The organism is Candidatus Clostridium eludens (assembly GCF_045310515.1).
Classification (GTDB): domain Bacteria; phylum Bacillota; class Clostridia; order Clostridiales; family Clostridiaceae; genus Clostridium_B; species Clostridium_B eludens.
Genome location: NZ_JBJHZX010000003.1, coordinates 113,130 through 137,981, shown reverse-complemented (window position 1 = coordinate 137,981; position 24,852 = coordinate 113,130). Strand labels below are relative to the sequence as shown.

Sequence of the window (24,852 nt, the reverse complement as noted above, 5' to 3'; positions counted from 1 at the left end):
TTTCATTTTTCTTTTATATTCATACTAATTTTTCATCATCATCGTCAGGTATACACGGTAAAATTATATTAAAAGTTGTCCCAACATTTAATTCACTTTTCACCTCAATCCTTCCTTTATGTTCGTGGATTATCTGGAAACAAGAACTCAGCCCTAATCCAGTTCCATTTTTCTTTGTAGTAAAAAATGGAGTTCCTAACTTTGGCATATTTTTTTTAGGTATACCCGACCCATTGTCGGATATTCGCACATATATTTCATTAGCAACATCATCAATACCCGTTTCAATCTTCAGAACTGGCTGCTTCACGTTTTCCATTGCTTCAATTGCATTTTTGCATATATTTAAAATCACCTGCCTAATTCTCACTTGGTCACACATTACATATCTCTCATCATGATTAAAGTCAAAATCAACATCTATTCCTTTTATCAAGGATGAGGTCTGCATCAATTTTTTCACTGAACTAAGCAGATCATATACTGAAACTTCTTCAACGGCAATACTAGCTGGTTTTGCTAAAGTTAGAAAATCAGTTATGATCCTATTAACCTCCTGAGTATCGGTTTTAATTTTTTCAGCATATTCCTTTATTTTTACATCATCTGAATAAAGCTCAATTAACTGACAAGAACCATTTATCGTAGTTAAAAAGTTTCTTGTATCGTGAACTATACTGGCACCCATTTGCCCTAATAATGCCAGCTTTTCTTGATTTATTAATTTTTCCTGATTATTCTTCAGTTCAGTAACATCTTGCATTACAGATATTATTCCAATCTTCTCATTTTCAACATTATATATAGAGGATACTTGTCCAGTTATATCCTTTTTAATACCTTTCATGGACACTAATGAGGCCTCATAGTATTCATCATATAAATCGCCCTGGAAAAACTTATTCACTACTTCCCTATTATTAAATTTGACCATTTTATTTATCTTAAGAAGAGAAGTGCCTATAATATGATTCTTGTCTAAGTCCAGTAGATTCTCAAATGATACATTACAAGCCGTTATAATACCATGACTATTTATTATCATTGCTGGGTATACCATAGAATTTAGAATAGTCTCAGTCTGTAAATTTAAATTTTCAATAGCTTGCTCCCCAGCAGCTTCCCTGGATATAAACATGATACCGTTTTCTATTTTATGAATATTAACAAGGAGTTTAACTTTATTACCCTCTGGTGTTTTATATGTTCTAATAATGTTCTCCATAGTTATACCTTTTTCTATTAAACTACTTGGAAGCTTATTCTCATCTTCCCTGCCAACCTTTTCAACTTTCTTTAGAAATTCAGCCATGGTTAATCCAACCATATCAGCTGATTTACAGTGAAGCAATTCTTCAAATCTCTTATTTGCAAAAGTTATCTTTAGGTTGTTATCATAGGTATGAATTGCCAGTGGAATAGCATTTAATGTATCCTGCAACTGTTTGTTAACTTCATCTAACCTTAAATAGGGATAACTTATCTCTGTTTTCACTATACCTTTAAATAAGCATATATAATATGCTATCTTCAAAATATGTCCATAAGTTGCCACAAAGGCCGTTAAGGTTTTATAGGTAGTAAAGCAAATCTCCGCGGGTATAAATAACAGGATTGTAATAGCAATGTATTTATATGTAAATGTATCTTTATTATTTATTTTTTTTCTTAAGTTCCATATTGCAGCAACTAATATAAATATTATACAGTATTCAAGTAACATTTTAATATTAGTTACCCCATTTGAAGTATATAGTATTGGAAAAAGATTTTCATGAAAAAGTATAAAGTATGATATACCAAGGGAATAGGTAAGTGAACCAAATAGCCCTAACCATTTGTTTATTTTTATTTTAGATAAATTAACAGTAATAATTAAAAGTAAGATTGCTTCAGTAATTCTACCAATAATCCAAAACCTAGCTGATAAATCAAAGTAATTCTTTGGTGAAAATCCCAAAGCAGCAAAATAAAAAGCATGCAGAAGATCAAAAATTGCTATTGCTAAGAAACCCAATGCTATAATTTGGTTTTTGACAGAATTACTATAGTATCTACACCACACTACTAGAAACGAAGTAGAAGCTAAAACTATACACATCAGCTCCATAAATGAATGAAAAATCCCATTATATTCTGTCCACAATGGAAACACAAGATGTGTAACTACATCAGAAAAAAGTAAAATAATAATTGATTGGGTTACAATAAATAAAAAAGGTTTCTTCTTTAGTTCCTCTAATATTATTTTTATCATTATTACTTATCTCCCATCCTATAGCATTATCCTACATAATTATACCACCATATGAACATTGTGGGAATATATATACAATTTAGAATAACAATTATGTATTATATCTTTACTAATTTTAATAATTTTACCAATACGGGTAATGCCACTAAAGTTGATATAGCATGGGCTAAATCATAAGGGAAACTCATTATAAAATAAGCCATTACACTAGTTACCATGGTTCCAGAAAGTACAGCCATACAAATATTCATACTAAATCCATATACGAAAGCTAAACTAAACCCCATAATGGACAGCTTTAATACTGACTGTCTACCTATTAAGCCTTTTAGTAAAAGAGATACAAATACAACCAACATCCAGCATAATGCTTGTAAAATTGTCCAAACTCCTATACCATAAATCATTCCGGTGATTATGGGATACATAATAGCTATTATCAATCCTGACTTAATTCCTGTGCGATAGTCCTTATCACTAAAAACTATGGTAACTGCTATTACAACAGCTGTAACTATGGTTATATTGGGAGCTGCCATCATTAAAACCTTGAAGGCAATAGTAAGCGCAATAATTACACCCATAAGTGCTGTATATATTACACTATTTTTCACAATCCCCCTCCTCATTTAAGTATATTTAAAACAAATATCAGGTGAATTATACCACAAACCCTTTGATTATTCATCTAAAAGTGCCTTACTAATATGTCATTAATATGTGTATATCTGGAATATGTTACTTGTTTACTGGTATTTTTGATTGTGTTATAATTTTAACATAGTACTATACTACAAAATAACTAAATGCAGATATTCCCAACACTTTTAGCAAAATATATAATTACAAAACCTTTATCTCCAGTTCAAATCTGGATAAGATCTCCTTAAATGAGAAAGATTCTAAAAATATATTTTTAGAATCTTTCTCATAATCATTTATCCGACCGCTACCATTGCTAACACCCATCTTCTTCAAAGTGGGAGATAAGCACTGCTACGCGCCTGGATAAGTTCTTCTCCTAAAGGATAACGTATTCTAAGTGCTAAAGACACTAAGAATACTGTTAATAAGGTTCAGGTGAAGAAAAGCATTTCTTATAAGCGAACTCCACCTGAACCTAAGAATCACTTGATTCCCCAAATTACATCTGTAAAAAATAAATTAAAAGTGAAACATACCTTAAATCATACATTTTTAGTTTATTTTATAAAACTTAAATTATATAATAGGAATTAGGCTATATGTTATAAAATAATTTAGTTATATAGATGGGAAGTGAGAACTTGAATAACATATTAAAAAACTCAGCATCAGAAAATGTTAAGAATATAGAAATTTCAGGTATTAGGAAATTTTATAATAAAGTTGCTCTGTATCCAGGCGCCATATCTCTTACTTTAGGACAACCTGATTTTAATGTACCTGAAAAAATTAAAACTGCTATGATAAAGGCCATTGAACATAATAAAACCACCTACACCTCCAATGCTGGAATCCTGGAACTCAGAACAGAGATATCAAATCACCTCGGTAATTTAGATATATATTATGACCCTGAAGAAATTTGTATTACCGTAGGTGGAAGTGAGGGCCTAATGGATACATTCACCTCTCTGGTAAATCCCGGAGATAAGGTATTAATACCAACCCCTGCATATCCTGCTTACGAAAGCTGTGTAAAAATTTTAGGAGGAACCATAATAAATTACACTTTAAAAGAGGATTTCTCTATAGACTTCAAGGAATTAAAGAAGACACTAGAAAGTGAAAAACCTAAAATAATGGTTTTATCTTACCCTTCTAATCCTACTGGTGCCATACTATCTGAAGAGGATAACAAGAAACTTTTCAATTTATTATGTAAATACAATACCATTGTCATAAGTGATGAAATGTATGCTTGCCTGTGCTTTGAAGAAAATTATCATTCTATTGCCCAATATAAAAAAATAAGAGATAAAATTATACTGATAGGTGGATTTTCTAAGATGTTTTCAATGACAGGACTTAGGGTAGGATATATATGTGCTCATCCATCAATTATGAATGAAATAATGAAAGTACATCAATACAATGTATCTTGTGCCCCTTCTATAGCCCAGTGGGGAGCCTATGAAGGCCTTACAAGTTGTATGGAGGATGTAGATTACATGAAAGATGAATTTATAAAAAGAAGAGATTATATTTATAACAAACTAAAATCCATGGGATTTGATACAACTCTACCCCAAGGAGCTTTTTACATATTTCCTTCTATAAAAAGTTTTGCTATGAAAAGTGAAGAATTTTGCGAAAAGCTTTTAAAAGAAGCTGGTGTTGCCATTGTACCTGGTTCTGCCTTTGGTCCAGGCGGAGAAGATCATGTCAGAATATCTTATGCATACAGTATGGATAAACTTAAGCTGTGTATGGAAAAATTAGAAAACTGGATGGATTCTTTTTAGTAATTAAGAGTTAAAAATGATGAGTTAAGAGTTATAGAAAATTTTTCTATAACTCTTAACCATTAACTTTAAACCTTATTATTTACCACCGATTACATCATCCATTGAGTAAAAACCCTTTTCTCTGTTATACATGAATTCACATGCTTTTAGAGCTCCTACTGCAAATACTTCCCTAGAAATAGCAATGTGCTTAATTTCTATAGTTTCTCCCTGTCCTGCAAATATAACGTCATGCTCTCCTACTATACTTCCACCTCTTATGGCATGTATACCTATTTCATTATGAGTTCTTTTTTTAGTGCCTTCTCTTCCATTTACGAAATCTAACTTTTCTGATATGGAATCCTTTATAGTATTTCCCAGCAATAAAGCAGTTCCGCTTGGAGAATCTACCTTTTGATTATGATGCTTTTCTATTATTTCTATATCAAAATTTTTGTATAAAGAGGCACTCATATTTCTTAATATATTATTTATAACATTTATACCTATAGACATATTAGCAGACCTGAACATAGGAATATACTTAGAAGCCTCATTAATCTTCTCAATCTGTTCCTGGCTATACCCCGTAGTACACAGTATAACACCTATATTTTTTTCTTTGCCATATTGTAAAATAGGGTCTAAGCTCTCTGGCCTTGAAAAGTCTAGTATTACATCTCCTTCTACATTACATTTTGATATATCAGGAAACACAGGAAATTTAGCTTGCTCACAGTTTTTATCTACTCCAGCTACTATAGTTAAGTTAGTAGAACTTTCCGTCAAGTTAGTTATTACTTTTCCCATTTTGCCATTACAACCACTTAATATAATTCTAATCATTTACAACTCCCCTTAAAAATTATATTTACATATTTTAAATTTACTAATTTCACAACTTATAACGTGAAAGAAATTAATCTTCCACGCTAAAATTTAAAAAATAACCTTCCATTTTTACAATAGTCTAAATAAGTTAAATTTTATTTTATTTCAGGAGACCATAATTTTTAAGTTCTGTTTTTAAAACTTCTAAATTTCCTTCTGACATATCACAGAGTGGAAGTCTAAGTTTTCCAGCATTCATTCCTACAATATTCATTGCAGTTTTTATAGGTATAGGATTTGTTTCTATAAACATGGCATTAGTTAACGCCAAAGAATCCAGTTGTATTTTTAATGCTTCTTCTGTTTTACCCTCTAAAAATAATTTACACATATTATGCATATCTTTTGGAATAATATTTGCAAGTACGGATATAACTCCTATTCCTCCTAGGGATAGTATAGGAACTACCTGATCATCATTTCCTGAATATAAATCAATTCTATCTCCACACAAGGCTTTCATCTTAGCAATTTGACTTATATCTCCGCTTGCTTCTTTAATAGCAACAACGTTTTCTATTTCACATAATTCTTTCAAAGTTTTTGGCTGTATATTCATACCAGTTCTCCCTGGAACATTGTATAAAACCATAGGAGTTTTTACAGCCGAAGCCACTGCTTTAAAATGCTCCACTAATCCTTTTTGCGTAGTTTTATTATAATATGGAGTAATAACCAAAAGTCCATCTACCCCTATACTTTCTGCCCATTTGCTCATATCTACAGATGACTTAGTACAATTGCTGCCAGTTCCTGCAATAACGGGAATTCTCTTTTTTACCACATCTACAGTAAGTTTTATTGCATCTTTTCTCTCCTGCTCTGTCATAGTAGAAGCCTCACCAGTAGTACCGCAAATTATTATTGCATCTGTACCTGACTCAATTTGCCACTCTAACAATTCTTCCAATCTTTTCAGGTCCACACCTTTATCATTAAATGGAGTAACTATGGCAACCCCTGAACCCTTAAATAAACTCATAAAAACACCTCATTTTTTTATTTTAAAATATTTATTATAAATATTTATTTCTTATCTTTAATTATATATTCTGCTATTTGAACCGCATTTGTAGCAGCGCCTTTTCTTATATTATCTGCTACAACCCATAAATTTAATCCTGCATCTAAGCTGAAATCTCTTCTTATTCTTCCCACAAATACTTCATTTTTTCCTGCTGCATCTATAGGCATTGGATACTGTGTATTCTCCACATCATCTTTTAATACAATTCCTTCACAGTTCTTGTATAAATTAAATACATCTTCTAATTCAAAATCCTTTTCAAGCTCTATATTTATGCTCTCACTATGTCCATATACCACCGGAACCCTCACCGTAGTAGCAGTAATCTTTAAAGTATCATCATGTAATATTTTTTTAGTTTCATCTATCATCTTCATTTCTTCTTTTGTATATCCATTTTCTAAAAAGGTATCTATATGCGGAATTACATTTCCAGTTATAGCAAAAGGAAATTTCTTAGGTGGATTTCCTTTATATCCTTCCATCAAGTCATTGTATCCCCCTACTCCGGCACCAGATACAGCCTGGTATGTAGAATATACAATCCTTTTTACACCATACTTATCATAAAGCGGCTTAATAGCTACCAAAGCTTGTATTGTTGAGCAATTAGGATTTGCAATTATTCCCTTATTCCATTTTATATCCTCTGGATTTACCTCAGGAACCACTAGAGGTATATCCTTATTCATTCTCCACGCACTGCTATTATCCACAACTACTGCCCCGTACTTTGCAAACACAGGTGCAAATTCAAGACTTGTGTTTCCGCCTGCAGAAAAAAGAGCAATATCTATTTTCTTATTTTTAATATTATCTTCCTTTAACTCTTCTACTGTAAACTCCTTGTTGTTAAACGTCAACACTTTTCCATTAGATTTGGCAGAGGCATACAAATATAAATTTTCTATAGGAAACTTCCTTTCTTCAAGCACCTCAAGAAATTTTCTTCCTACCATTCCAGTACATCCGACTACAGCTAAATTGCAACTCATGTTAATTCCTCCTAAAAACTTTATATAATATTATTACTATTTTATAAAATTGTATTTATAAATACTAGTACAATTAAAATAAATTTAAAATATTTATTATTTATATCTATATAACATTTTACACCAAACTTCTGAAATATGTTAATAGAAATAAATATTATTTAGAATTAAAAATAACACATATTAGATGTAACTACAATAATATATGTCACATAATATTCATATGTGCTTCTCTATTGAAAGAAAATAATCTAAAATCTTTCATAAGTCTCATCCGTCACCGTGTATAAATCTCGCCTTTGAGGTAAAAATAATTTATAGTAAAAGTGGGAGGATGGTAATAATGACAAAAACACCGCTTAAGAAAATAATAAAAGCTAAATTAAAATCACATAAGGAGCTTACTGAAGTAGAAAAACTCAGGGAAAAATTAAAATATGAAATAGCTGAAGAATTGGGATTAAAAGACAAAATTGATTCTTATGGTTGGAGTGGTTTAACTGCTGAAGAAACAGGAAGAATTGGCGGCATAATGACAAAGAGAAAAAAAGAATTAAATATCCCCAAAAATGAAGCCTTATTGAACAATAGTAATAAACCCAAAGATTTATAGAAAAAATATTATCTTATATTAAAATATATACTATAATGATAATTATATTATATATTTTAATTTATAATATACACTGTAAGAAAGGAGTAAAACCTTATATATAGGTTTTTTACAAGGATATGGATGAAATGTTATAGAAAATTTGCCCATATATATGATGATTTAATAAATACTGATATAAATTATAATGAATGGTCTGAAAAAATTATAAGCTTATGTGAAATGTTAAATATTAATAATGGGAGTTATCTGGATTTAGCCTGCGGTACAGGTAACATGACAGAAAAATTAGCCCCCCATTTTCAGACTGCCTGGGGTGTAGACCTGTCAGATGAAATGCTTGCAGAAGCAGATAAAAAATTGAGAAATAAAGGATTAAAAATAAATTTAATATGTCAAGATATAAGTAAACTTAAATTAAATAAAAAATTTGATCTTATAACATGCTGTCTTGACTCTACAAATTATATATTAGAAGAATCAAATTTAAAAAATTACTTCAAAAATGTATTTCATCATTTGACTTCTAATGGAATATTTATATTTGACATAAATTCTCATTACAAAATCACAAATATACTGGGAAATAACACTTACACTTATGACAGCGAAAAAGTAACTTATATATGGGAAAATTTTTTAGAGGATGAAATTGTGGACATGTATCTTACATTTTTTATAAAATATAAAGATTTATATGAAAGATTTGATGAACACCACAGAGAAAAAGCTTATAGCTGTAAACATATTGAAAATGTACTTAAAGATTGCAATCTAAATATAATAACTAAATTAGACAATTACCAGGATAAAGCTATTAATGACACTTCCCAAAGAATAGTCTATGTGGTAAATAGAAATATATAAGGAGATGAAAAATAAAATGCAGGATGAATTAGTACGAGCTACAGCCAAGAATAACAATATTCGAATAATAGCGGCCTCAACTACTAATCTGGTAAACCAAGCTGTTAAAATTCATAACTGTGCTCCTACAGCTGCTGCCGCTTTTGGAAGAATGCTTACTGCCGGAAGTCTTATGGGAGCAATGTTAAAATCATACAAAGACAGTTTAACTCTTAAAATATCCGGAGGCGGAATAGCCCGTGGAGTACTTGTAACTTCCTATGCCGATGCCCATGTAAAAGGATATATCGGAAATCCTTTTGCAGATCTACCTCCCAATAATAAAGGCAAACTAGATGTAGGGGGAATTATAGGTACAAATGGAAATGTGACTGTTATAAGAGATATGGGATTAAAAGAACCTTATTCCAGTCAGATTCCTATACAAACAGGGGAAATAGGAGATGATCTAGCTTATTATTTTACAGTTTCAGAGCAGACTCCTTCTGCCGTAGCTCTAGGAGTTTTAGTAGATACAGATTTAAGCATAAAAGCCTCAGGAGGTTTTATAATTCAAATGATGCCTGGTGCAGACAGCTTTTTATCAGACCTGATAAGCTATAGATTGCAGGAAATTCCTTCTATATCTCATATGATAGACCAAAAACTAACTATACTTGAAATATTAAACACCATCTTTCAGGATATGGATTTAAAAATATTAGATACACTATCTCCCTGTTATAAATGTGACTGCTCTAGAGAACGAGTTGAAAAGGCCCTTATAAGCATAGGTGCAAAAGATTTGGAACAAATCTACCTTGAAAAAAAATCTGAAGAATTAAAGTGTAATTTTTGTAATAAATCTTATAAATTTACACATGATGACATCGGGGGACTACTAAAAAGCTGTAAAAAAGTTTAATAGATGATATTTTATATGGATTAAAAAAAATTTATATGTTATAATTTGCTTAAAAAACAGAAAATGCCACTACTATAAAAATTTATTATAGTGCATAAAATAGATAAATAAGGAAAGGATGATTTAATTTATGGAAACAAAATACGACCTTACAGACCCTTACCAAATAGCCAAGTACATAAAAGAAGCCAAAAAGTCCACTCCACTTAAAGTTTACCTCCAAGGCAATATATCAAGCTGCAATCTAGAAAAGATAGAATATTATGGCAGCAATAATTTTTATGTTCTTTTTGGAGAGAGTACAGATATATCTAAATTTTTAGATGAAAATAAAAATAAAATTGAACAATTTAGAATAGAACAAGATAGGAGAAATTCAGCTATCCCACTTATAGATTTAATAAATATAGATGCTAGAATTGAGCCTGGTGCTATAATACGTGATAAGGTTAAAATAGGTAAAAATGCAGTAATAATGATGGGAGCAGTAATAAATATAGGTGCTGAAATAGGTGAAGGCACCATGATAGATATGAATGCAGTTGTAGGTGCCAGAGGTAAAATAGGTAAAAATGTTCATTTAGGTGCCGGCGCTGTAGTAGCAGGAGTCTTGGAACCTCCTAGCAAATCACCTTGTGAAATAGGTGATAATGTAATGGTAGGTGCCAATTCTGTTATTTTGGAAGGAGTAAAAATCGGAAAAGACTCTGTAATCGCAGCGGGCTCAATAGTAATAGAAGATGTACCAGAAGGAGTTGTAGCTGCAGGCACTCCTGCAAGAATAATAAAATCTGTAGATGATATGACTAAAGATAAAACTAAAATTTTAGCAGATTTAAGAAAATAAACAATTACAGCAGGGATAAAATTTTTATCCCTGCAAATACAAACTAACTTATACGTTTGTCTTCTATATTTTCACGTAGGCTATCTTCCCCTTCCCCACTTTTTTCACAACTCTTCTCATCTTCAGAAAGAAAATTTTCTTTTTCTTCCATTTCTTCATAGTCCTTATCTTTATTTACTTTTTCCATCTTTGATATAGAGACCTCATATGCTATTTTTTTTACGGTTTCCGTATCGGATATTTTTTTCTGATACTCCCTACTTTGCAATCTTCCCCATATTCTTATGTTATCACTAATTTTCAAGGATTTGCAAAACCTAGAGTTCCTTCCCCATGCAATAGTAGGTATGTAATCAGATTTATTATAGGCTCTATTTACAGCTAATAACATATCTGAAATCTCCCTACCAAAAGGAGTTGTCCTATAAACAGGTTCTTTACATATAAATCCATCAAGAAAAATTTGATTTGGGTTTTTGCTCCTCTCCACACATAAACTTATATTTCTGGCAAATACAGTTAATATTAACCTATTTGCCCCATCTACAAATTTATTGTAAGATCTTAATTGTCCCTCCACTATAATTTCTGTCCCTAAACTTATATTCATTCCTCCTATAAGCCTTTCTGAAATGGTAATAAACAGTATATCCTTACTGTCACTTAATCTTTGAACTTCAATATTAAAAGTATAAAAACCTTCCCCATACATTTCATGACTAAATTGCAGTTCTGAAATTACCTTGCCTTCAAGATAGATCTTATTATTTAACATTAAATTGTCCATCATAAACCCCTCTTTCCCTTAGTTTTAAATATATCATTAACATATAAGTATTCATTGAAAAACAAAAATATACTTTAAATACTTAAAATATTTAAATTAAAACATTAAATATTTTATTTTTAAACAAATCATTATCATATTTACCTTCCATTAATCCTATAGTTATGGCTATCATAGAAGCATACAATTGTTCTATATCCTTCAAAATAATGTTTACTGGAATTTCCTGTGACTCAACAATTTTTCTTCCCCTGCACATAATATCCCTTTGAAGGCAATATACAAAACCGCTATTATAATCTAAACTAGATATAGTAACCGTATTTTTACTGCCCAATCCATAAGTTATAATATAGCCACATATATCTACGTTACTCTTTTCTCCACTTATTAAATCCATATTTACAAAACAATAACCGCTATTTAAAATCTTAAACTGTTCATTTATAGAATTTAATAATATATATTCAACCTTTTCATTATCATCATTATTTATAAAAATATTATAATGTAAATCCATCTCATGAAGTAGACTCATCAGATAGGTTGTAAATTTGCAGCTGTTTCCAATAACTTTTATAGATTTCATATTTATTGCCTCCTGTCAAAATATATAATAGTTTAAAATTATTTTAAACAGGATATATTTTTTTATACCAAGGCATGTGAAAATAAATGACAAGTTAAAGATGGAAACTCCATTTTAGCTGCTAAATAATGTATTATAATGTTTTAGGCTTATTCATTTACTATATTGCCATTATAATACATATTTATTCTATTTTTCAATAACAGTTATAATATAAGTTGAATTAATTACTTATCTGTTTCCCTGTATTATCCAATTCATAATTATTTTTATAAATTAAATCCCCCACTTTAACGAACTTATAACCTTCTTCACTTAATTTTTTTATTATTTTAGGTAAATTTTCCGGAGTGTATTTAGCTGTATTATGAAATAATAGTATAGATCCAGGTTTTGTATTTTTTATTATTCTATTATATTCAATATCTGCTCCCTGTTCTTTCCAATCTATACTGTCTACGTCCCATTGAATACAATAATATCCTGACTCTTTCACCGTATCTATAACCGTATCATTATAAGCTCCTTCAGGACACCTAAATAATTCTGTTCCAGAACCAGTAATATTTCTTATTTTAGCTTCATTTATATTTATATCTTCTATAATCCTTTCCTTTGATATATTAGTCATATTAGGATGTCTATTTGAATGATTGCCTATTTCATGTCCTCTTCTATATATTTCTTTTAACTTGTCAGGATTTCTGTCTATCCAATCTCCCACTATAAAAAATGTAGCTTTGACATTGTATTTATCTAGTATATTTAGTATTTGGTCAATGTACTCATCACCCAAACTAACATCAAAAGTTATAGCAACTTTTTTTTCTTTTATGTCAACACAGTAAATAGGCAACTTTTTATTTGTTTTCATAAAAGTTTCTTTATACCTATAATTTGTGAATATAGATACTACAATGGCTACAAGCAGTAATGAAGTTAACATGAATATCTTTTTTATAAGTCTTACCTTCAATTCCTTTCCCCCTATATATTTGTTTTCATAATTTTATATAGTATTCTATATTAATAAATATTACAGTAATATAAAAATTTATTGTTTAACATATTAATTATGTTGAAATACTTTATGTTATAATATATATATAATTATAGTATTTCGAATTTATATGGAGAGGATTTTATAATGTTTGAAGATACTTTAGAACTGGCAGAAAACAAATTATTATTACTTTATATATTTAAAAAAATTAAATTGCCCATTTCAAATAACCACATAACTGAAATTATACTAGAAAATGACTTTATAAACTATTTTACTATGAAACAATATTTAAATGAGCTTTTATCTTCTAATTTTATCAAACAGATAGATGAAACAAACAATCATAATCTTGTAATTACTGAAAAGGGGATAAAAGTATTATGTTTATTTAAAAGCAGAATTTCAAAAGACAAAATAGATACCATAGACCATTATTTAGAAGAACAAAGCAAAAATATAAAAGAACACCTTTCAATAAATACTCATATTTTAAAAGACAAAAATAATTTTATTGTAGATTTAAAGATATCAGAGAAGGATTCTATATTAATGGAAATAAAATTAAATGTAGATTCTGATAAAAAAGCCCAGGAGTTATGCAAAAAATGGGAAAAAAATTTTTCAGAACTTTATCAGAAAATTGTGGAATCTCTCATGGAAAACTAAAAGATTTAATTTATAATCATACCTGTAGGCTCCCCTCCTATAGGTATATATTTTTTACTTTCATCTTTCATGTCTAATTTTATAAGTAGATTATTATAATTGTCACCTATATATAAATTCTCTTTATACTTCACTATATTTCTTGGCATTCCCCCTACAATTATTCTCTTCTTCTCTTTATAGTTATTTATATCTAAAATACTTATTGTGCCATCACCAAAATTAGATACAAACCCATACCTACTATTGCAGTAAATATCCATAGGGGAATTCCCTACAATAATTCTATTTATAATTTTATAATTTTTCAAAGATAAAATAGCTATGCTGCCCTTAAATTCAGAGCCTATGTTGCTCTCGCATATCAAAATATGTTGCCCATCCACTGTAAATATGGCTTTAGTAGGATAGCAGCCTACCCTTATATTTTTAACATATTCTCTATTCTCGCAATCTATTAAAGTTATGCTGTCATCTTTCATATTAGCTATCAACAATAATTTTCTCTCTTTATTTAAGCATATACTGTATGGAAGGCTTCCGCAGGGTATTTCTTCCACTACTCTCTTTAATTTCAAGTCAAAAATCAATAAACTATTTAAATCACCGCATATTACATATGCATTATTACCATAAACTACTGCATCATTACAGCATGCTCCTATATAGTGACTTTCTTCTTGCACCTCATTTTTTATGTCTATTATAGTTATGCCATCATTATATCTATTTGTAGTTATAATCTTATCATTATTTACACATATCCCCTGAGGTCCAACCCTATAATTCATATCATTAGACTTTAGATATATCTTCTTTTCTTCATGAAAAGTATCTAAATTAACTTTTGATACAAGGTCAAAAGAAGTGCTACATACGTAAAGATAATCCAATACCACCACCCCCTTACAAATATAATATGAGTATCTATCAAAATGGGTAATAGCATTAATAAATTATTTTCTTGTATAAGGCAATTATATTTTATATAATTACCTTATGGATTTATTTTTTATAGAATAAGGTGATAAAATGTACAATTACATAACAAAAGGAGTATGTTCAAGACAAATAAATTTTGATGTATGTGATAATAAACTCAAGAATGTAAGCTTCATAGGAGGATGCAATGGTAATCTTCAAGGCATATCCAAATTAGTAGAGGGAATGGATTTAAATGAAGCAATAAAAAAATTGCAGGGTATTTCCTGCGGCTGGAGAGGAACTTCTTGTCCCGATCAACTGGCAAATGCGCTGAAAGAGTTTATCAAAAAAAACTAAGATATATACAAATGATTAAGAATACTAAAATAATAACGCCATTTTACTAAATGTTTTTTTAACTTGCAAAGCTTTAAACCATATAGTAAAAAGGCGTTAAGTGTAAATTTTATTTACATGATACCATATTTTTTTATAATTTTTCGCATATCTCCCACCATATACAGCGATCCAGATATTAAAAGTAAATCCTCTTCCCCGCAATATGAAAATGCTTTTCTATAAGCTTCCTCATAATTATCAAAAGCTTCACAATTAGAATTATACTTTTTTATTATAGTTCTTAATTTATTGGCTTCCTCTCCTCTGGCATCATTAGGAGTAACTGCTATAACTCTTTCTGCTAAAGGAACAATGGTCTTTACCATTGTATCTACCTCTTTATCTGCCAGTATACCTAGTATAAGTATCATATGTTTATATTTAAAATAGGTACGTACATTTTCTTTAAGCATTGAAATTCCCTGAGTATTATGAGCTCCATCTATTACTATCAATGGATTTCTATTCATAACTTCAAGTCTTCCATTCCAGCTTACATTACTCAATGCTTTAAGTATTACAGATTTATCCACCAAAATATCATATCTGGACAATTGTTCTACAGCAAATAAAGCTGCAGCACAATTTAACAGTTGATGTTTACCTAAAAGAGACAGTTTGATGTCATAATTAAATTGTTTTGTACATACTTCTATGTGTTGTATATATTCTTTGCTTCTACTATCTACTTTATTTTCGCCTATAAGATTGGAAGAATTCAATGGAACCTTTATAAGTTCACTACCTTTTTCCTGACATGCTTTTACTATAACTTTTTCAACAGATTTTAGCTGGGGATAAAGTATCACAGGAATACCCTTCTTAATTATTCCTGCTTTTTCATAAGCAATTTTCTCTAGAGTATCACCTAGTATATTCATGTGATCATAACTTATGGAGGCAATTATACTTGCCATAACTCCGCCTCCATATTCTCTAGAAAATGGAATCATAACATTGGTAGAATCAAACCTTCCTCCCAGTCCTACTTCAATTACTGCTATCTGTACGTTTTTCTCCCAAAAATAATAAAACATAGCACAAGTAATTATTTCAAATTCCGTAGGATTGTCATAACCAAGTTCTAAAACTCTATCTACAATTTTTGATACTTTGGTAACTACTCTGCTTAAATCGTCATGAGATATATTTTCCCCATTTATCTGAATTCTTTCTTCAAATTCCTCTAAATAAGGTGAAGTATACATGCCTACCTTAAATCCGGCCTCCATTAATATCTTACTAATCATTACGGTAATAGAACCTTTGCCATTAGTACCCGCTACATGCAGGGTTTTTATTTTTTTATGTGGACTGCCTAGAAGCTCCAGTATTTTTTCTGTTCTCTCAAGGCCTAAATTGACTCCAAATTTAGCAATATTGTTTATATACTGCAATGTGTCCTTATAATTCATAATGCCACATCCTATACTTTATTTTAGGCTTTCTAATCTTTCTATTACAGTTTTAAGCATTTCTTTATATTTATCCCCTTTTGCTCTTTCTCCATCTACAACAGATTGTGGTGCTTTTGATACGAATTTTTCATTTGAAAGCTTATTATCCACTCTTTTTATTTCATTTTCTAATTTTTCTTTTTCCTTACTAAGTCTTTCAATTTCTTTGTCCTTATCCACCAGATCTAAAAGTGGAATAAATAACTCTGCCCCTGTGGTTACTGCAGATACCACATTTTCAGGAGCCTTATTTTTATCGTCTAAAAATTCAACTCCACTTGCAGAGGCCAATTTTTTAAAGTATTCTTCTCCATTTTTAAAAGTATCCAGTGCATTTTTCTCTGTTATGTATACTAATACTTTTGCCTTTTTTGAAAGGGGAACATTCATTTCTGTTCTCACATTTCTAATTGCTTTAATGGATTCTATAATATATTCCATATCCTTTTCCACTTTTAAATTTTTAAGTTCTTCATCATACTTTGGCCATGATGAAATAGTTATAGATTCATATTCAGCATAAAGATGAGTATATATTTCTTCAGTTATAAAAGGCATTATAGGGTGCAGCAGCTGCAGGGAAGTAATAAGTACTTTATTTAATACATTATATGCAACACCCTTCTCTTTTTCATTCTCACCATACATAACCGGTTTAACAAGTTCTATATACCAGTCACAGAATTCCCCCCAAATGAAATCATATATTTTTTGTGAAGCTATACCAAGTTCAAACTTCTCTATATTATCCGTTACTTCTTTTATCAGAGTATTTAACCTAGAAAGTATCCATTTATCTGCATCACTATACTCCATGCACTCTTTATACTTATCCATTATATTTTCATCTAAATTCATAAGTACAAATCTTGAAGCATTCCATATTTTATTGGCAAAATTTCTGGCAGATTCTACTCTCTCCGGGTAATATCTTATGTCGTTTCCCGGTGCATTTCCTGTAATAAGTGCAAACCTGAGTGCATCTGCCCCATATTCATCTATTACTTCTATTGGATCAACACCATTTCCAAGAGACTTCGACATTTTTCTCCCATCTGAATCTCTTACAATTCCATGTATCAATACATTTTCAAAAGGAATGTCATCCATGCAATATAATCCAGAAAATATCATACGTGCTACCCAGAAAAATATTATATCATACCCTGTAACCAAGGTATTATTAGGATAAAAACACTTTAAATCCTTTGTATTTTCAGGCCAGCCCAGTGTAGAAAAAGGCCATAGTGCAGAACTAAACCAAGTATCCAGTACATCTTTATCCTGCTCTATATTGGTTGAATTACATTTACTGCATTTTGAAGGATCTGTATCGCTTACTATAACTTCCCCACAGTCTTTACAATACCACACCGGAATTCTATGCCCCCACCAAAGCTGCCTTGATATACACCAGTCCTGGATATTTTCCATCCAGTTAAAATAAGTCTTTTCAAATCTTTCAGGTATAAATTTAACCTTTTTATTTTTTACTACATCTACAGCAGGCTTTGCAAGAGACTCCATCTTCACAAACCACTGCTTTGAGAGCATAGGTTCAATAGTGGTCTCACACCTGTCATGGCAACCTACATTATGTACATGTTCCTTTACTTTTACCAAAAATCCCTGTTCTTCTAAATCCTTCACTAATAATTTTCTAGCTTTGTATCTATCAAGTGCATCATATTTGGTTCCTGGAAGTTTTACAGTTCCATTTTCATTTAATACTATGATTTCAGGCAAGTCATGTCTTTTACCTACATGATAATCATTAGGATCATGCGCTGGAGTTATTTTTACCGCCCCTGTACCAAATTCCATATCTACATAATCATCAGAAACTATTGGTATCTCTCTATTTAAAATTGGGAGCAGTGCAGTTTTTCCAACTAAGTGTTTGTATCTTTCATCTTTAGGGTTTACTGCAATAGCTGTATCTCCAAACATAGTTTCCGGTCTTGTAGTTGCTATCTCCAAATATTCATTGCTGTTCACTACTTTATATTTTATATGCCAAAAATGGCCCTGTTGTTCACTATACTCAATTTCCGCATCGGATATGGCAGTATGACATTTAGGACACCAGTTTATTATTCTGTTTCCCTGATATATAAGTCCTTCTTCATATAATTTTACGAAAAACTTTCTTACTGCCTTATTCAAACCTTCATCCATAGTAAATCTTTCCCGCGTGAAATCTACAGAACAGCCTAATTTTTTTATCTGCTCTCTTATCCTGGCCCTATACTCATCAGTCCATTCCCAGGTTCTCTCAAGAAAAGCTTCCCTTCCTATTTCCTTCTTTACAATTCCATCTTTTAAAAGTTCCTTTTCTACTTTAACTTCTGTAGCTATACTTGCATGGTCTTCTCCCGGTACCCATAATGTATTATATCCTTGCATTCTTTTAGTTCTTATTATTATATCTTGAATGGTATCATCCAGCGCATGGCCCAAATGTAATTTTCCTGTAATATTTGGAGGGGGTATAACTATAGTATAGGACTTTTCATTATGATTTGCTTCAGGTGTAAAATAGCCTTTTTCCTGCCAAATATTATAAAGCCTCTCTTCAAATGCTTTTGGATTATAGGTAGTTGCCATCTCTTTTTTTTCTGACATTAAATTTCCTCCTCTTATAATCAAGTGATTCTTAGGTTCAGGTGGAGTTTCCTCATAAATAATGCTTTTCTCCATCTGAACCTTAGAAGAACTTATCCAGGCGCGTAGCAGTGCTTATCCCCCCACTTTGAAGAAATTTAGGGGTATTAGCAATGGTAGCGTTCGGATAAATAAATTTCATTATAAAAAGCCTCCATCCATAAAGGACGGAGGCCCGCGTTACCACCTTTTTTCCTGTAAAACTACAGGCTCTTAAAAAATAACGATTAAGAAACCGTCTTTACCTACTGAATAGTTCAGTAAAGAAACTCTAAAGCTACCTTGGAGATAATTTATATAGAAAACCTCTCAACCAATAAGTTTTCCTCTCTTTATACTCTATTATCTCTACTCCTCTTTTTCACAGTTATTAAATTTAATTTAGTTTTACATATTTTTATTATAACCTTAATTTTAAGACTGTCAAGAAATTTTATTTAATAGCTTCTTTTGCAAAAGAATTATTAACTATCTTATCAAAAGGAGGCCTTTCAGGTATTAAATCAGCTTTATAGGACTGTATTATATCCATAAGTCTGTTTAAGTCTTCTTCTTGTATAACAGGTGTATCTGCATATGCATTTATATCTCTATAATTCTTTACCACAGATTTTAATATATCCTCATCAGTGCCAGGGAAAAATGATTTTATAGCTTGAGCTACTTCCTCATCACTGTGTTCTTTAACCCATATCTGGCCTTTATGAATTGCCGTAGTAAATTTTTGTATTGTTTCAGGATTCTTTGATATATAAGATTGGGTAGCAAAATAACATGTATATGGAAGTACGCCTGCGGACTGACCTATTGAAGCCTCTATATAACCATTTTTATCTTTTTGAAGCATGCTAGCTGTTGGTTCAAAGAGAGCTACATAATCTCCTGTATTAGCTTTAAACGCGCCAGCTGTTGCAGTATAAGCAAGATTTGTTATTATATTTACATCTTTTCCAGGTTCAATACCATGGTTTTTAAGTACATACTCCAGTGTCATCTCTGGAACTCCTCCAGGTCTTCCACCAATTATAGTTTTTCCCTTTAAAGACTCCCACTTAAAATCTTTTTCTTTATTTCTACCTACCAAGAAAGAACCATCAGTAGATGTTAATTGTGCAAAAATCACAGGGAAATCTTTTCGTTTTTGATTGTATATATATATTGTCTGTTCAGGGCCACAAAATCCTATATCACAGCTGCCACTTAGTACTTGCTGCATAGTTTTATCTGCAACCATGACAAAAACACAAATAGCCCCAAATTGGGGCTGCCTTCCAAGCCTAAAGTCAATATAAGGTTATACGTTTTGTTCTTTTTCCTATTGTTTTAAATACCATCTTGACGTGTTAATTTTCATACTTAAATTACTGGTTGCTAGTTCAAAACCTTTTATTACCTTACCTTCCTCTACAAGTTCACATAGTGCATTATAAACTTCAGAACCATCTAAATGAGTATTACTCATTTTCAAGACAAATTTCAAAGTACTCATTGGGCATTCGCTCAATTTACTTATATAATTTTGTTTTTGTAATATATCCAATATGTCTTCTTTTAATTTCTCCCTATCCATATTTAATTCTTCTTTATCCATATTATTTATCAACATCTCCTCCTTAATTTTTTATACATTAAATTTCTGCAAATAAATTTAAATTCCTTCTTAAAAAGATGTCATGCTAAATATACATTTTACTTTATACTTGATATAGCACATGCTTCTTTGTAAGCTTCTATTCAATATAACAATGACAATATTAGCAGCCAATTTTACTTTATGATATTGTTTTAAATTCATATCCCTGAGCTTTTAAGTATTCTATAATTTGAGGTAATGCTTTAGCTGTTTCTTCCTTACCATAGGTGTCATGCATTAATATAACCACTTTTTCTTATGTCTCTACACTTTTCTTTACATTTTCTAAAAGCTGTTCTGAATTTTTTCTTCTATCTTCTGAATCAAAATCATAAGCGTTCCAATCTATACTGTACATATTTTTTTCTTTTAATCTTGCATTAAATTGGGATCATTAACTTTCAAGCTTATTGTCCAATATATCTTTTACTTTTTGTACATCATAGGTATATTGCCTCCCATAATCGGACACATTGCCACTATTGTTATTTTCCACCTCATTAGATAAATTGACCTTAGTATTTATATTATAGTCTTTATTTTCATCTGAATTTTCTTCATTGTTATTTGCTTCATTAGTATTTCTTTCGTTGCCATTTTCTTTATCTTTTTTATAAGATTGATTTTTATAAACTTTACCCCCAGTTAATTGGGTAGCAGATATTACTTTATTATTCGTTATCTTAGAGGTATGAAAATAAATATAACTCTTATATAATAGAATAAAAATTCCAATTATGCTCAGTAAAAATAGACACCTATTCCTTAAAATTTTAATATGCTTATTTCTTCTACTTCTCCTCGTCATTCTTTTTATCCCCTGTCCATATGAAACCATAATTTGTACAAAACCCCTCTTATAATTTATATTACAACATACTTCTTAATTTTAGTTAACTAAAATATAAATTATTTTATCAATTCCAAAATAAGTAATGCCCTCCTTATAAACAACAAAAATTTTGTACTATTCTAGTCATTATACAATTTATATCAATATATGAAAAAAATTCATCCCTCCTTTATTAAATCACTACCTATGGACAAGTTCAATATATTTTTCCATCATTTTAATATTTATTTCCACATTTATCTTATTGTATTATGAAATAAATGTCGAATGAATAGATGGATTTAACATTGCACACTCTCCAGAACATATGTTTGTATAACAAACAAAAAAATATAGTGCCTATGCCAGCGACCAGAGCATCTACAACAATACTGTTTATAATTAATTCTTTTTAAATTATTGGCTAAATTGATTTTTTATGTCTTGTACATAAAAGTGAATTACGAGAATAGAAAAAGACACCCTTTCGAGTGCCCTTACTTTTTATTTTTCTTCAATTCTTCCAGAACATGTTTGTCTTTGCTCACATTAGTCAGTAGACATCTAAAAAATCATTAAATATATTACCACATTTATTGCATACATAAATCGGTGTCGAACCCCTTGATATTGTGTAATTCTCTGGTCCAGCTGTAAAACTTGAATTAGTAATGACTTTTTTAATATCTTCACTTCCACACTTTGAACATTTTGTATTTTCGTTCATACTAATTACCTTCCTTTTAGCTTTCTAAGAATAGGTTACTACACTTTTCTATAAACTGTCAAATTTTCCTATTGTGTATCTCTTTTATAAAACTCTATAAACCTTAAGTATTTTATAGAGCATACTTTGAATTTGTTTTAGACATGAAAAAATAAGTGCCCTATGGCAGACACTTATTTTTTTCATATTAGTTTACATAAATACTTTCTTATGGGAAATGTTACGTTATTTTTTATTATTTATATTGCATATATGCTTTTAATTATTTACCTGTATTAATAATATTATACAAATACCACTTTTAGTTTTTATATAAAGTTCACATGGATTTTAACTAACTGCCTTATAAAACAGCAATACTAATTTCATTTACAGTTTCCCGTATTGGGGCCCCATTTAACCCTGGGGCCATAGGCATTCACATATAACTTAAAAGGAGTATTTGAAATGAGCTATTATAAAATTAACAATACTTTATACATATATAATCGTACTTATTTCAAAAAAACTTCACAGGTTATTTCATCCAATTTATAATACAGATGTTGGTATCATAACTATATCTAAATACCATAGAAACTTATTTAATAGAATTGTAGCTGTTTATGAGCATTTTTCATTGATTATTTATTATATGATAAAATTTGTTCAATTCTAACTAAACGATAAAAATAATATGCCAAAATATAAGCCAGTGAATATGAAATAAATGTCCAAAATAAATTCCACCCAAATCCATACACTCCTCTTTTAAAAATTAACATTAAATATTCAAATTCAGTTGTAACCAAAGAGAATACAAGTATGAGATAGTATGCCTTAACTACGCCTCTATACAACAAGAATACAAAATAGGTTCCTGCAATAGGATATAATCCCAAATTAAGTGGCAATGAAGCAAATACACCGTATTTATAAGGTACAATACTCCAAAATTTAAAATAAAATCCTATTATATTGATTGTATAAGACACAGCACATCCGAACGGATATATAACAATGAAAAGGATTTTTTCTCTGATGTACATATATACGCCCAATATCCATGGGATTAAGAAACCAATAATAATATTAAATGTCATTTGAATACCTCTTTTACACGATTTTTATATTGAGACAACATTCTTTTCATTCTTATAGTTTTATCTGCGTTCAATTAAAATACTTTAATAGCCTTTAATTTTAAGTAATACAAGCATAGTAGTAAGTATGGAATAAAATATGATATAAAACTCCATCCTATATTCCAACCATTTCCGTAAGTAACCAACTTAAGTAAAAATCCTGCGTATTCAAATGTTGTAGTACCTAATGCAAAAATGAAAACAATTAAATATGGGTTTATACGATTTCTCCAAATGCAGTAAATTAAACAGCAGCCTAATATGGGATATAACCCTAAATTTACAGATGTAGAAGTATAATCATCTTGAATATTTAAAGGTGCCAACCTCCAGAAATTGAGATGAAAACAAAACTCATTTACTGTATATGCTAATATTGACGAGAATGGGGCAATAATTAATACTATTCTTTTATTTTTAAAATACAGAACTGTTCCAAATATCCATGGAATTATAAAACCTAGTATTATATTTAGAATCATAAGCATCTCCTCTGATCAGTTTTACTTTTATTATTCTCTGCAGAAACCTTTTTAATTTATATACTTCAACATAACTTACATCATATACTTTATTTTTGTATTGCTAAACAAAGACACCGTAAAATTCACTTTGAATAATACGGTGTTATAGAAAATTCCTCATTTCACTTGCAACAACTGTAAAACCCCTGCCTTGTTCACCTAACCTAGCTCCTGTAATATTTCGTTATTATTCAATAAAAAATAATCATTTCCTGTTAATTATACTTATCTTAGGACTTGTTATTTAATATCGCTGCTATAATTTTAGTAACAATAATTTAAAAATTTCATAGCATATATTGAGAATATATTTAGATTTTTAATTAAAACGAAGATTTTAAATAGGCCTTTCAGCCTGTTATCTCTCGTTTTCTATTTTTTTCATTAATATGTCCAGGCTGTTCTCCCCTAGACCTCTATCTGCAAATAATTTTCTAAGAGCTATTAGCGTTGCTCTTGCTTGACCTTCCCTGAGCTGCTGCATTGCTTCTGGATCATCCCACGGCCAATTGGCTATAACTTTTATCGCCATAGCATACCCCTTTTTTACTTTTTTACCATAATATGCAGTTGAAAGTTAAGTTGCTACTGTTTGCTCTAACTCCAGCAATTTGCTTATTGGTACTTCTAGAGGCAATGTATTGCCAGGATATATCTTATCCCCTTAATTATCTTAGAATTTCATAT

Annotated in this window: 25 protein-coding genes, 1 pseudogene and 1 other annotated feature; of the genes and pseudogenes, 7 read left to right on the top strand and 19 right to left on the bottom strand. The window is 30.2% G+C overall.

What is annotated here, in order from left to right:
* Positions 1–19: 19 nt before the first annotated feature.
* Together ACJDU8_RS03180 and ACJDU8_RS03175 are read right to left on the bottom strand one after the other, a co-directional pair.
* Positions 20–2,257 (bottom strand): MASE3 domain-containing protein, encoded by a 2,238-nt coding sequence (locus tag ACJDU8_RS03180; protein ID WP_406790703.1) that lies wholly within the window; start codon positions 2,255–2,257, stop codon positions 20–22.
* A 98-nt stretch (positions 2,258–2,355) separates the two neighbouring features.
* A complete protein-coding gene (locus ACJDU8_RS03175) occupies positions 2,356–2,871 on the bottom strand; it encodes a hypothetical protein (protein ID WP_406790702.1) in 516 nt (171 codons plus the stop codon).
* A gap of 672 nt (positions 2,872–3,543) precedes the next feature.
* On the opposite strand from ACJDU8_RS03175, the gene ACJDU8_RS03170 reads away from it, so the two are divergent.
* On the top strand, positions 3,544–4,704 hold the full coding sequence (locus ACJDU8_RS03170) for a pyridoxal phosphate-dependent aminotransferase (RefSeq protein WP_406790701.1): 1,161 nt from the start codon (positions 3,544–3,546) through the stop codon (positions 4,702–4,704).
* Positions 4,705–4,782: 78 nt separating this feature from the next.
* Here ACJDU8_RS03170 and dapB read toward each other — a convergent pair whose 3' ends face one another.
* The 3 genes from dapB to ACJDU8_RS03155 form a co-directional block, all read right to left on the bottom strand.
* Positions 4,783–5,535, bottom strand: a complete 753-nt coding sequence (gene dapB / locus ACJDU8_RS03165) for a 4-hydroxy-tetrahydrodipicolinate reductase (RefSeq protein ID WP_406790700.1) — start codon at positions 5,533–5,535, stop codon at positions 4,783–4,785.
* A gap of 145 nt (positions 5,536–5,680) precedes the next feature.
* Complete coding sequence (gene dapA, locus ACJDU8_RS03160) at positions 5,681–6,562, bottom strand: 4-hydroxy-tetrahydrodipicolinate synthase (protein WP_406790699.1); 882 nt, start codon at positions 6,560–6,562, stop codon at positions 5,681–5,683.
* Between the two features lie 44 nt (positions 6,563–6,606).
* Positions 6,607–7,602, bottom strand: coding sequence for an aspartate-semialdehyde dehydrogenase (locus ACJDU8_RS03155; RefSeq protein WP_406790698.1), 996 nt, complete (start codon positions 7,600–7,602; stop codon positions 6,607–6,609).
* Positions 7,603–7,945: 343 nt separating this feature from the next.
* Between ACJDU8_RS03155 and ACJDU8_RS03150 the strand changes: the two genes are divergently transcribed.
* The 4 genes from ACJDU8_RS03150 (at position 7,946) to dapD (ending at position 10,833) form a co-directional block, all read left to right on the top strand.
* Positions 7,946–8,215: an alpha/beta-type small acid-soluble spore protein gene (locus ACJDU8_RS03150; RefSeq protein ID WP_406790697.1), complete on the top strand. Its 270-nt coding sequence runs from the start codon at positions 7,946–7,948 to the stop codon at positions 8,213–8,215.
* Positions 8,216–8,338: 123 nt separating this feature from the next.
* Positions 8,339–9,082, top strand: a complete 744-nt coding sequence (locus ACJDU8_RS03145) for a class I SAM-dependent DNA methyltransferase (RefSeq protein ID WP_406790696.1) — start codon at positions 8,339–8,341, stop codon at positions 9,080–9,082.
* A gap of 16 nt (positions 9,083–9,098) precedes the next feature.
* A complete protein-coding gene (gene hslO / locus ACJDU8_RS03140; protein ID WP_406790695.1) occupies positions 9,099–9,986 on the top strand; it encodes an Hsp33 family molecular chaperone HslO in 888 nt (295 codons plus the stop codon).
* A 130-nt stretch (positions 9,987–10,116) separates the two neighbouring features.
* Positions 10,117–10,833: a 2,3,4,5-tetrahydropyridine-2,6-dicarboxylate N-acetyltransferase gene (gene dapD / locus ACJDU8_RS03135; RefSeq protein WP_406790694.1), complete on the top strand. Its 717-nt coding sequence runs from the start codon at positions 10,117–10,119 to the stop codon at positions 10,831–10,833.
* Positions 10,834–10,876: 43 nt separating this feature from the next.
* Here dapD and ACJDU8_RS03130 read toward each other — a convergent pair whose 3' ends face one another.
* The 3 genes from ACJDU8_RS03130 to pdaB form a co-directional block, all read right to left on the bottom strand.
* Positions 10,877–11,620, bottom strand: coding sequence for a single-stranded DNA-binding protein (locus ACJDU8_RS03130; protein ID WP_406790764.1), 744 nt, complete (start codon positions 11,618–11,620; stop codon positions 10,877–10,879).
* Positions 11,621–11,711: 91 nt separating this feature from the next.
* Entirely contained in the window at positions 11,712–12,209 is a 498-nt protein-coding gene (locus ACJDU8_RS03125) for a hypothetical protein (RefSeq protein WP_406790693.1), read from the bottom strand.
* Between the two features lie 223 nt (positions 12,210–12,432).
* Entirely contained in the window at positions 12,433–13,185 is a 753-nt protein-coding gene (pdaB, locus tag ACJDU8_RS03120; RefSeq protein ID WP_406790692.1) for a polysaccharide deacetylase family sporulation protein PdaB, read from the bottom strand.
* A gap of 171 nt (positions 13,186–13,356) precedes the next feature.
* Between pdaB and ACJDU8_RS03115 the strand changes: the two genes are divergently transcribed.
* A complete protein-coding gene (locus tag ACJDU8_RS03115) occupies positions 13,357–13,881 on the top strand; it encodes a DUF4364 family protein (protein ID WP_406790691.1) in 525 nt (174 codons plus the stop codon).
* Positions 13,882–13,886: 5 nt separating this feature from the next.
* Here the strand turns inward: ACJDU8_RS03115 and ACJDU8_RS03110 are convergent, their stop codons facing one another.
* The gene (locus ACJDU8_RS03110) at positions 13,887–14,774 is read right to left on the bottom strand and encodes a YncE family protein (RefSeq protein WP_406790690.1); all 888 of its coding nucleotides are present in this window, start codon (positions 14,772–14,774) and stop codon (positions 13,887–13,889) included.
* 139 nt (positions 14,775–14,913) lie between these two features.
* Here ACJDU8_RS03110 and ACJDU8_RS03105 point away from each other — a divergent pair, with 139 nt between their 5' ends.
* Complete coding sequence (locus ACJDU8_RS03105; RefSeq protein ID WP_406790689.1) at positions 14,914–15,162, top strand: TIGR03905 family TSCPD domain-containing protein; 249 nt, start codon at positions 14,914–14,916, stop codon at positions 15,160–15,162.
* 113 nt (positions 15,163–15,275) lie between these two features.
* On the opposite strand, the gene ACJDU8_RS03100 is transcribed toward ACJDU8_RS03105, so the two are convergent.
* From ACJDU8_RS03100 to ACJDU8_RS03055, 10 genes and pseudogenes are all read right to left on the bottom strand, one after another.
* On the bottom strand, positions 15,276–16,619 hold the full coding sequence (locus ACJDU8_RS03100) for a bifunctional folylpolyglutamate synthase/dihydrofolate synthase (protein ID WP_406790688.1): 1,344 nt from the start codon (positions 16,617–16,619) through the stop codon (positions 15,276–15,278).
* 18 nt (positions 16,620–16,637) lie between these two features.
* Positions 16,638–19,286: a valine--tRNA ligase gene (locus ACJDU8_RS03095; protein WP_406790687.1), complete on the bottom strand. Its 2,649-nt coding sequence runs from the start codon at positions 19,284–19,286 to the stop codon at positions 16,638–16,640.
* A 199-nt stretch (positions 19,287–19,485) separates the two neighbouring features.
* Positions 19,486–19,699: a binding site (T-box leader), on the bottom strand.
* Positions 19,700–19,758: 59 nt separating this feature from the next.
* Complete coding sequence (locus ACJDU8_RS03090) at positions 19,759–20,559, bottom strand: ABC transporter substrate-binding protein (RefSeq protein ID WP_406790686.1); 801 nt, start codon at positions 20,557–20,559, stop codon at positions 19,759–19,761.
* Between the two features lie 81 nt (positions 20,560–20,640).
* Positions 20,641–20,928, bottom strand: coding sequence for a hypothetical protein (locus tag ACJDU8_RS03085; RefSeq protein ID WP_406790685.1), 288 nt, complete (start codon positions 20,926–20,928; stop codon positions 20,641–20,643).
* 169 nt (positions 20,929–21,097) lie between these two features.
* Positions 21,098–21,331: pseudogene (locus ACJDU8_RS03080) on the bottom strand (polysaccharide deacetylase family protein); the annotation flags it as partial.
* A gap of 21 nt (positions 21,332–21,352) precedes the next feature.
* The gene (locus ACJDU8_RS03075; RefSeq protein WP_406790684.1) at positions 21,353–21,766 is read right to left on the bottom strand and encodes a hypothetical protein; all 414 of its coding nucleotides are present in this window, start codon (positions 21,764–21,766) and stop codon (positions 21,353–21,355) included.
* A 577-nt stretch (positions 21,767–22,343) separates the two neighbouring features.
* Complete coding sequence (locus ACJDU8_RS03070; RefSeq protein ID WP_406790683.1) at positions 22,344–22,517, bottom strand: hypothetical protein; 174 nt, start codon at positions 22,515–22,517, stop codon at positions 22,344–22,346.
* 623 nt (positions 22,518–23,140) lie between these two features.
* The gene (locus ACJDU8_RS03065) at positions 23,141–23,599 is read right to left on the bottom strand and encodes a hypothetical protein (protein WP_406790682.1); all 459 of its coding nucleotides are present in this window, start codon (positions 23,597–23,599) and stop codon (positions 23,141–23,143) included.
* A 74-nt stretch (positions 23,600–23,673) separates the two neighbouring features.
* On the bottom strand, positions 23,674–24,123 hold the full coding sequence (locus ACJDU8_RS03060) for a CBO0543 family protein (RefSeq protein WP_406790681.1): 450 nt from the start codon (positions 24,121–24,123) through the stop codon (positions 23,674–23,676).
* Between the two features lie 400 nt (positions 24,124–24,523).
* The gene (locus ACJDU8_RS03055) at positions 24,524–24,697 is read right to left on the bottom strand and encodes a hypothetical protein (RefSeq protein WP_406790680.1); all 174 of its coding nucleotides are present in this window, start codon (positions 24,695–24,697) and stop codon (positions 24,524–24,526) included.
* Between the last annotated feature and the right edge of the window lie 155 nt (positions 24,698–24,852).

Bases quoted from the DNA above. Each gene is read 5' to 3' on its own strand.
- ACJDU8_RS03180 (WP_406790703.1), bottom strand. From the start codon at position 2,257: ATGATAAAAATAATATTAGAGGAACTAAAGAAGAAACCTTTTTTATTT.
- dapB (WP_406790700.1), bottom strand. From the start codon at position 5,535: ATGATTAGAATTATATTAAGTGGTTGTAATGGCAAAATGGGAAAAGTA.
- dapA (WP_406790699.1), bottom strand. From the start codon at position 6,562: ATGAGTTTATTTAAGGGTTCAGGGGTTGCCATAGTTACTCCATTTAAT.
- ACJDU8_RS03155 (WP_406790698.1), bottom strand. From the start codon at position 7,602: ATGAGTTGCAATTTAGCTGTAGTCGGATGTACTGGAATGGTAGGAAGA.
- ACJDU8_RS03150 (WP_406790697.1), top strand. From the start codon at position 7,946: ATGACAAAAACACCGCTTAAGAAAATAATAAAAGCTAAATTAAAATCA.
- ACJDU8_RS03145 (WP_406790696.1), top strand. From the start codon at position 8,339: ATGAAATGTTATAGAAAATTTGCCCATATATATGATGATTTAATAAAT.
- hslO (WP_406790695.1), top strand. From the start codon at position 9,099: ATGCAGGATGAATTAGTACGAGCTACAGCCAAGAATAACAATATTCGA.
- dapD (WP_406790694.1), top strand. From the start codon at position 10,117: ATGGAAACAAAATACGACCTTACAGACCCTTACCAAATAGCCAAGTAC.
- ACJDU8_RS03130 (WP_406790764.1), bottom strand. From the start codon at position 11,620: ATGGACAATTTAATGTTAAATAATAAGATCTATCTTGAAGGCAAGGTA.
- ACJDU8_RS03125 (WP_406790693.1), bottom strand. From the start codon at position 12,209: ATGAAATCTATAAAAGTTATTGGAAACAGCTGCAAATTTACAACCTAT.
- ACJDU8_RS03115 (WP_406790691.1), top strand. From the start codon at position 13,357: ATGTTTGAAGATACTTTAGAACTGGCAGAAAACAAATTATTATTACTT.
- ACJDU8_RS03105 (WP_406790689.1), top strand. From the start codon at position 14,914: ATGTACAATTACATAACAAAAGGAGTATGTTCAAGACAAATAAATTTT.
- ACJDU8_RS03100 (WP_406790688.1), bottom strand. From the start codon at position 16,619: ATGAATTATAAGGACACATTGCAGTATATAAACAATATTGCTAAATTT.
- ACJDU8_RS03095 (WP_406790687.1), bottom strand. From the start codon at position 19,286: ATGTCAGAAAAAAAAGAGATGGCAACTACCTATAATCCAAAAGCATTT.
- ACJDU8_RS03090 (WP_406790686.1), bottom strand. From the start codon at position 20,559: ATGGTTGCAGATAAAACTATGCAGCAAGTACTAAGTGGCAGCTGTGAT.
- ACJDU8_RS03075 (WP_406790684.1), bottom strand. From the start codon at position 21,766: ATGACGAGGAGAAGTAGAAGAAATAAGCATATTAAAATTTTAAGGAAT.
- ACJDU8_RS03070 (WP_406790683.1), bottom strand. From the start codon at position 22,517: ATGAACGAAAATACAAAATGTTCAAAGTGTGGAAGTGAAGATATTAAA.
- ACJDU8_RS03065 (WP_406790682.1), bottom strand. From the start codon at position 23,599: ATGACATTTAATATTATTATTGGTTTCTTAATCCCATGGATATTGGGC.
- ACJDU8_RS03060 (WP_406790681.1), bottom strand. From the start codon at position 24,123: ATGATTCTAAATATAATACTAGGTTTTATAATTCCATGGATATTTGGA.
- ACJDU8_RS03055 (WP_406790680.1), bottom strand. From the start codon at position 24,697: ATGGCGATAAAAGTTATAGCCAATTGGCCGTGGGATGATCCAGAAGCA.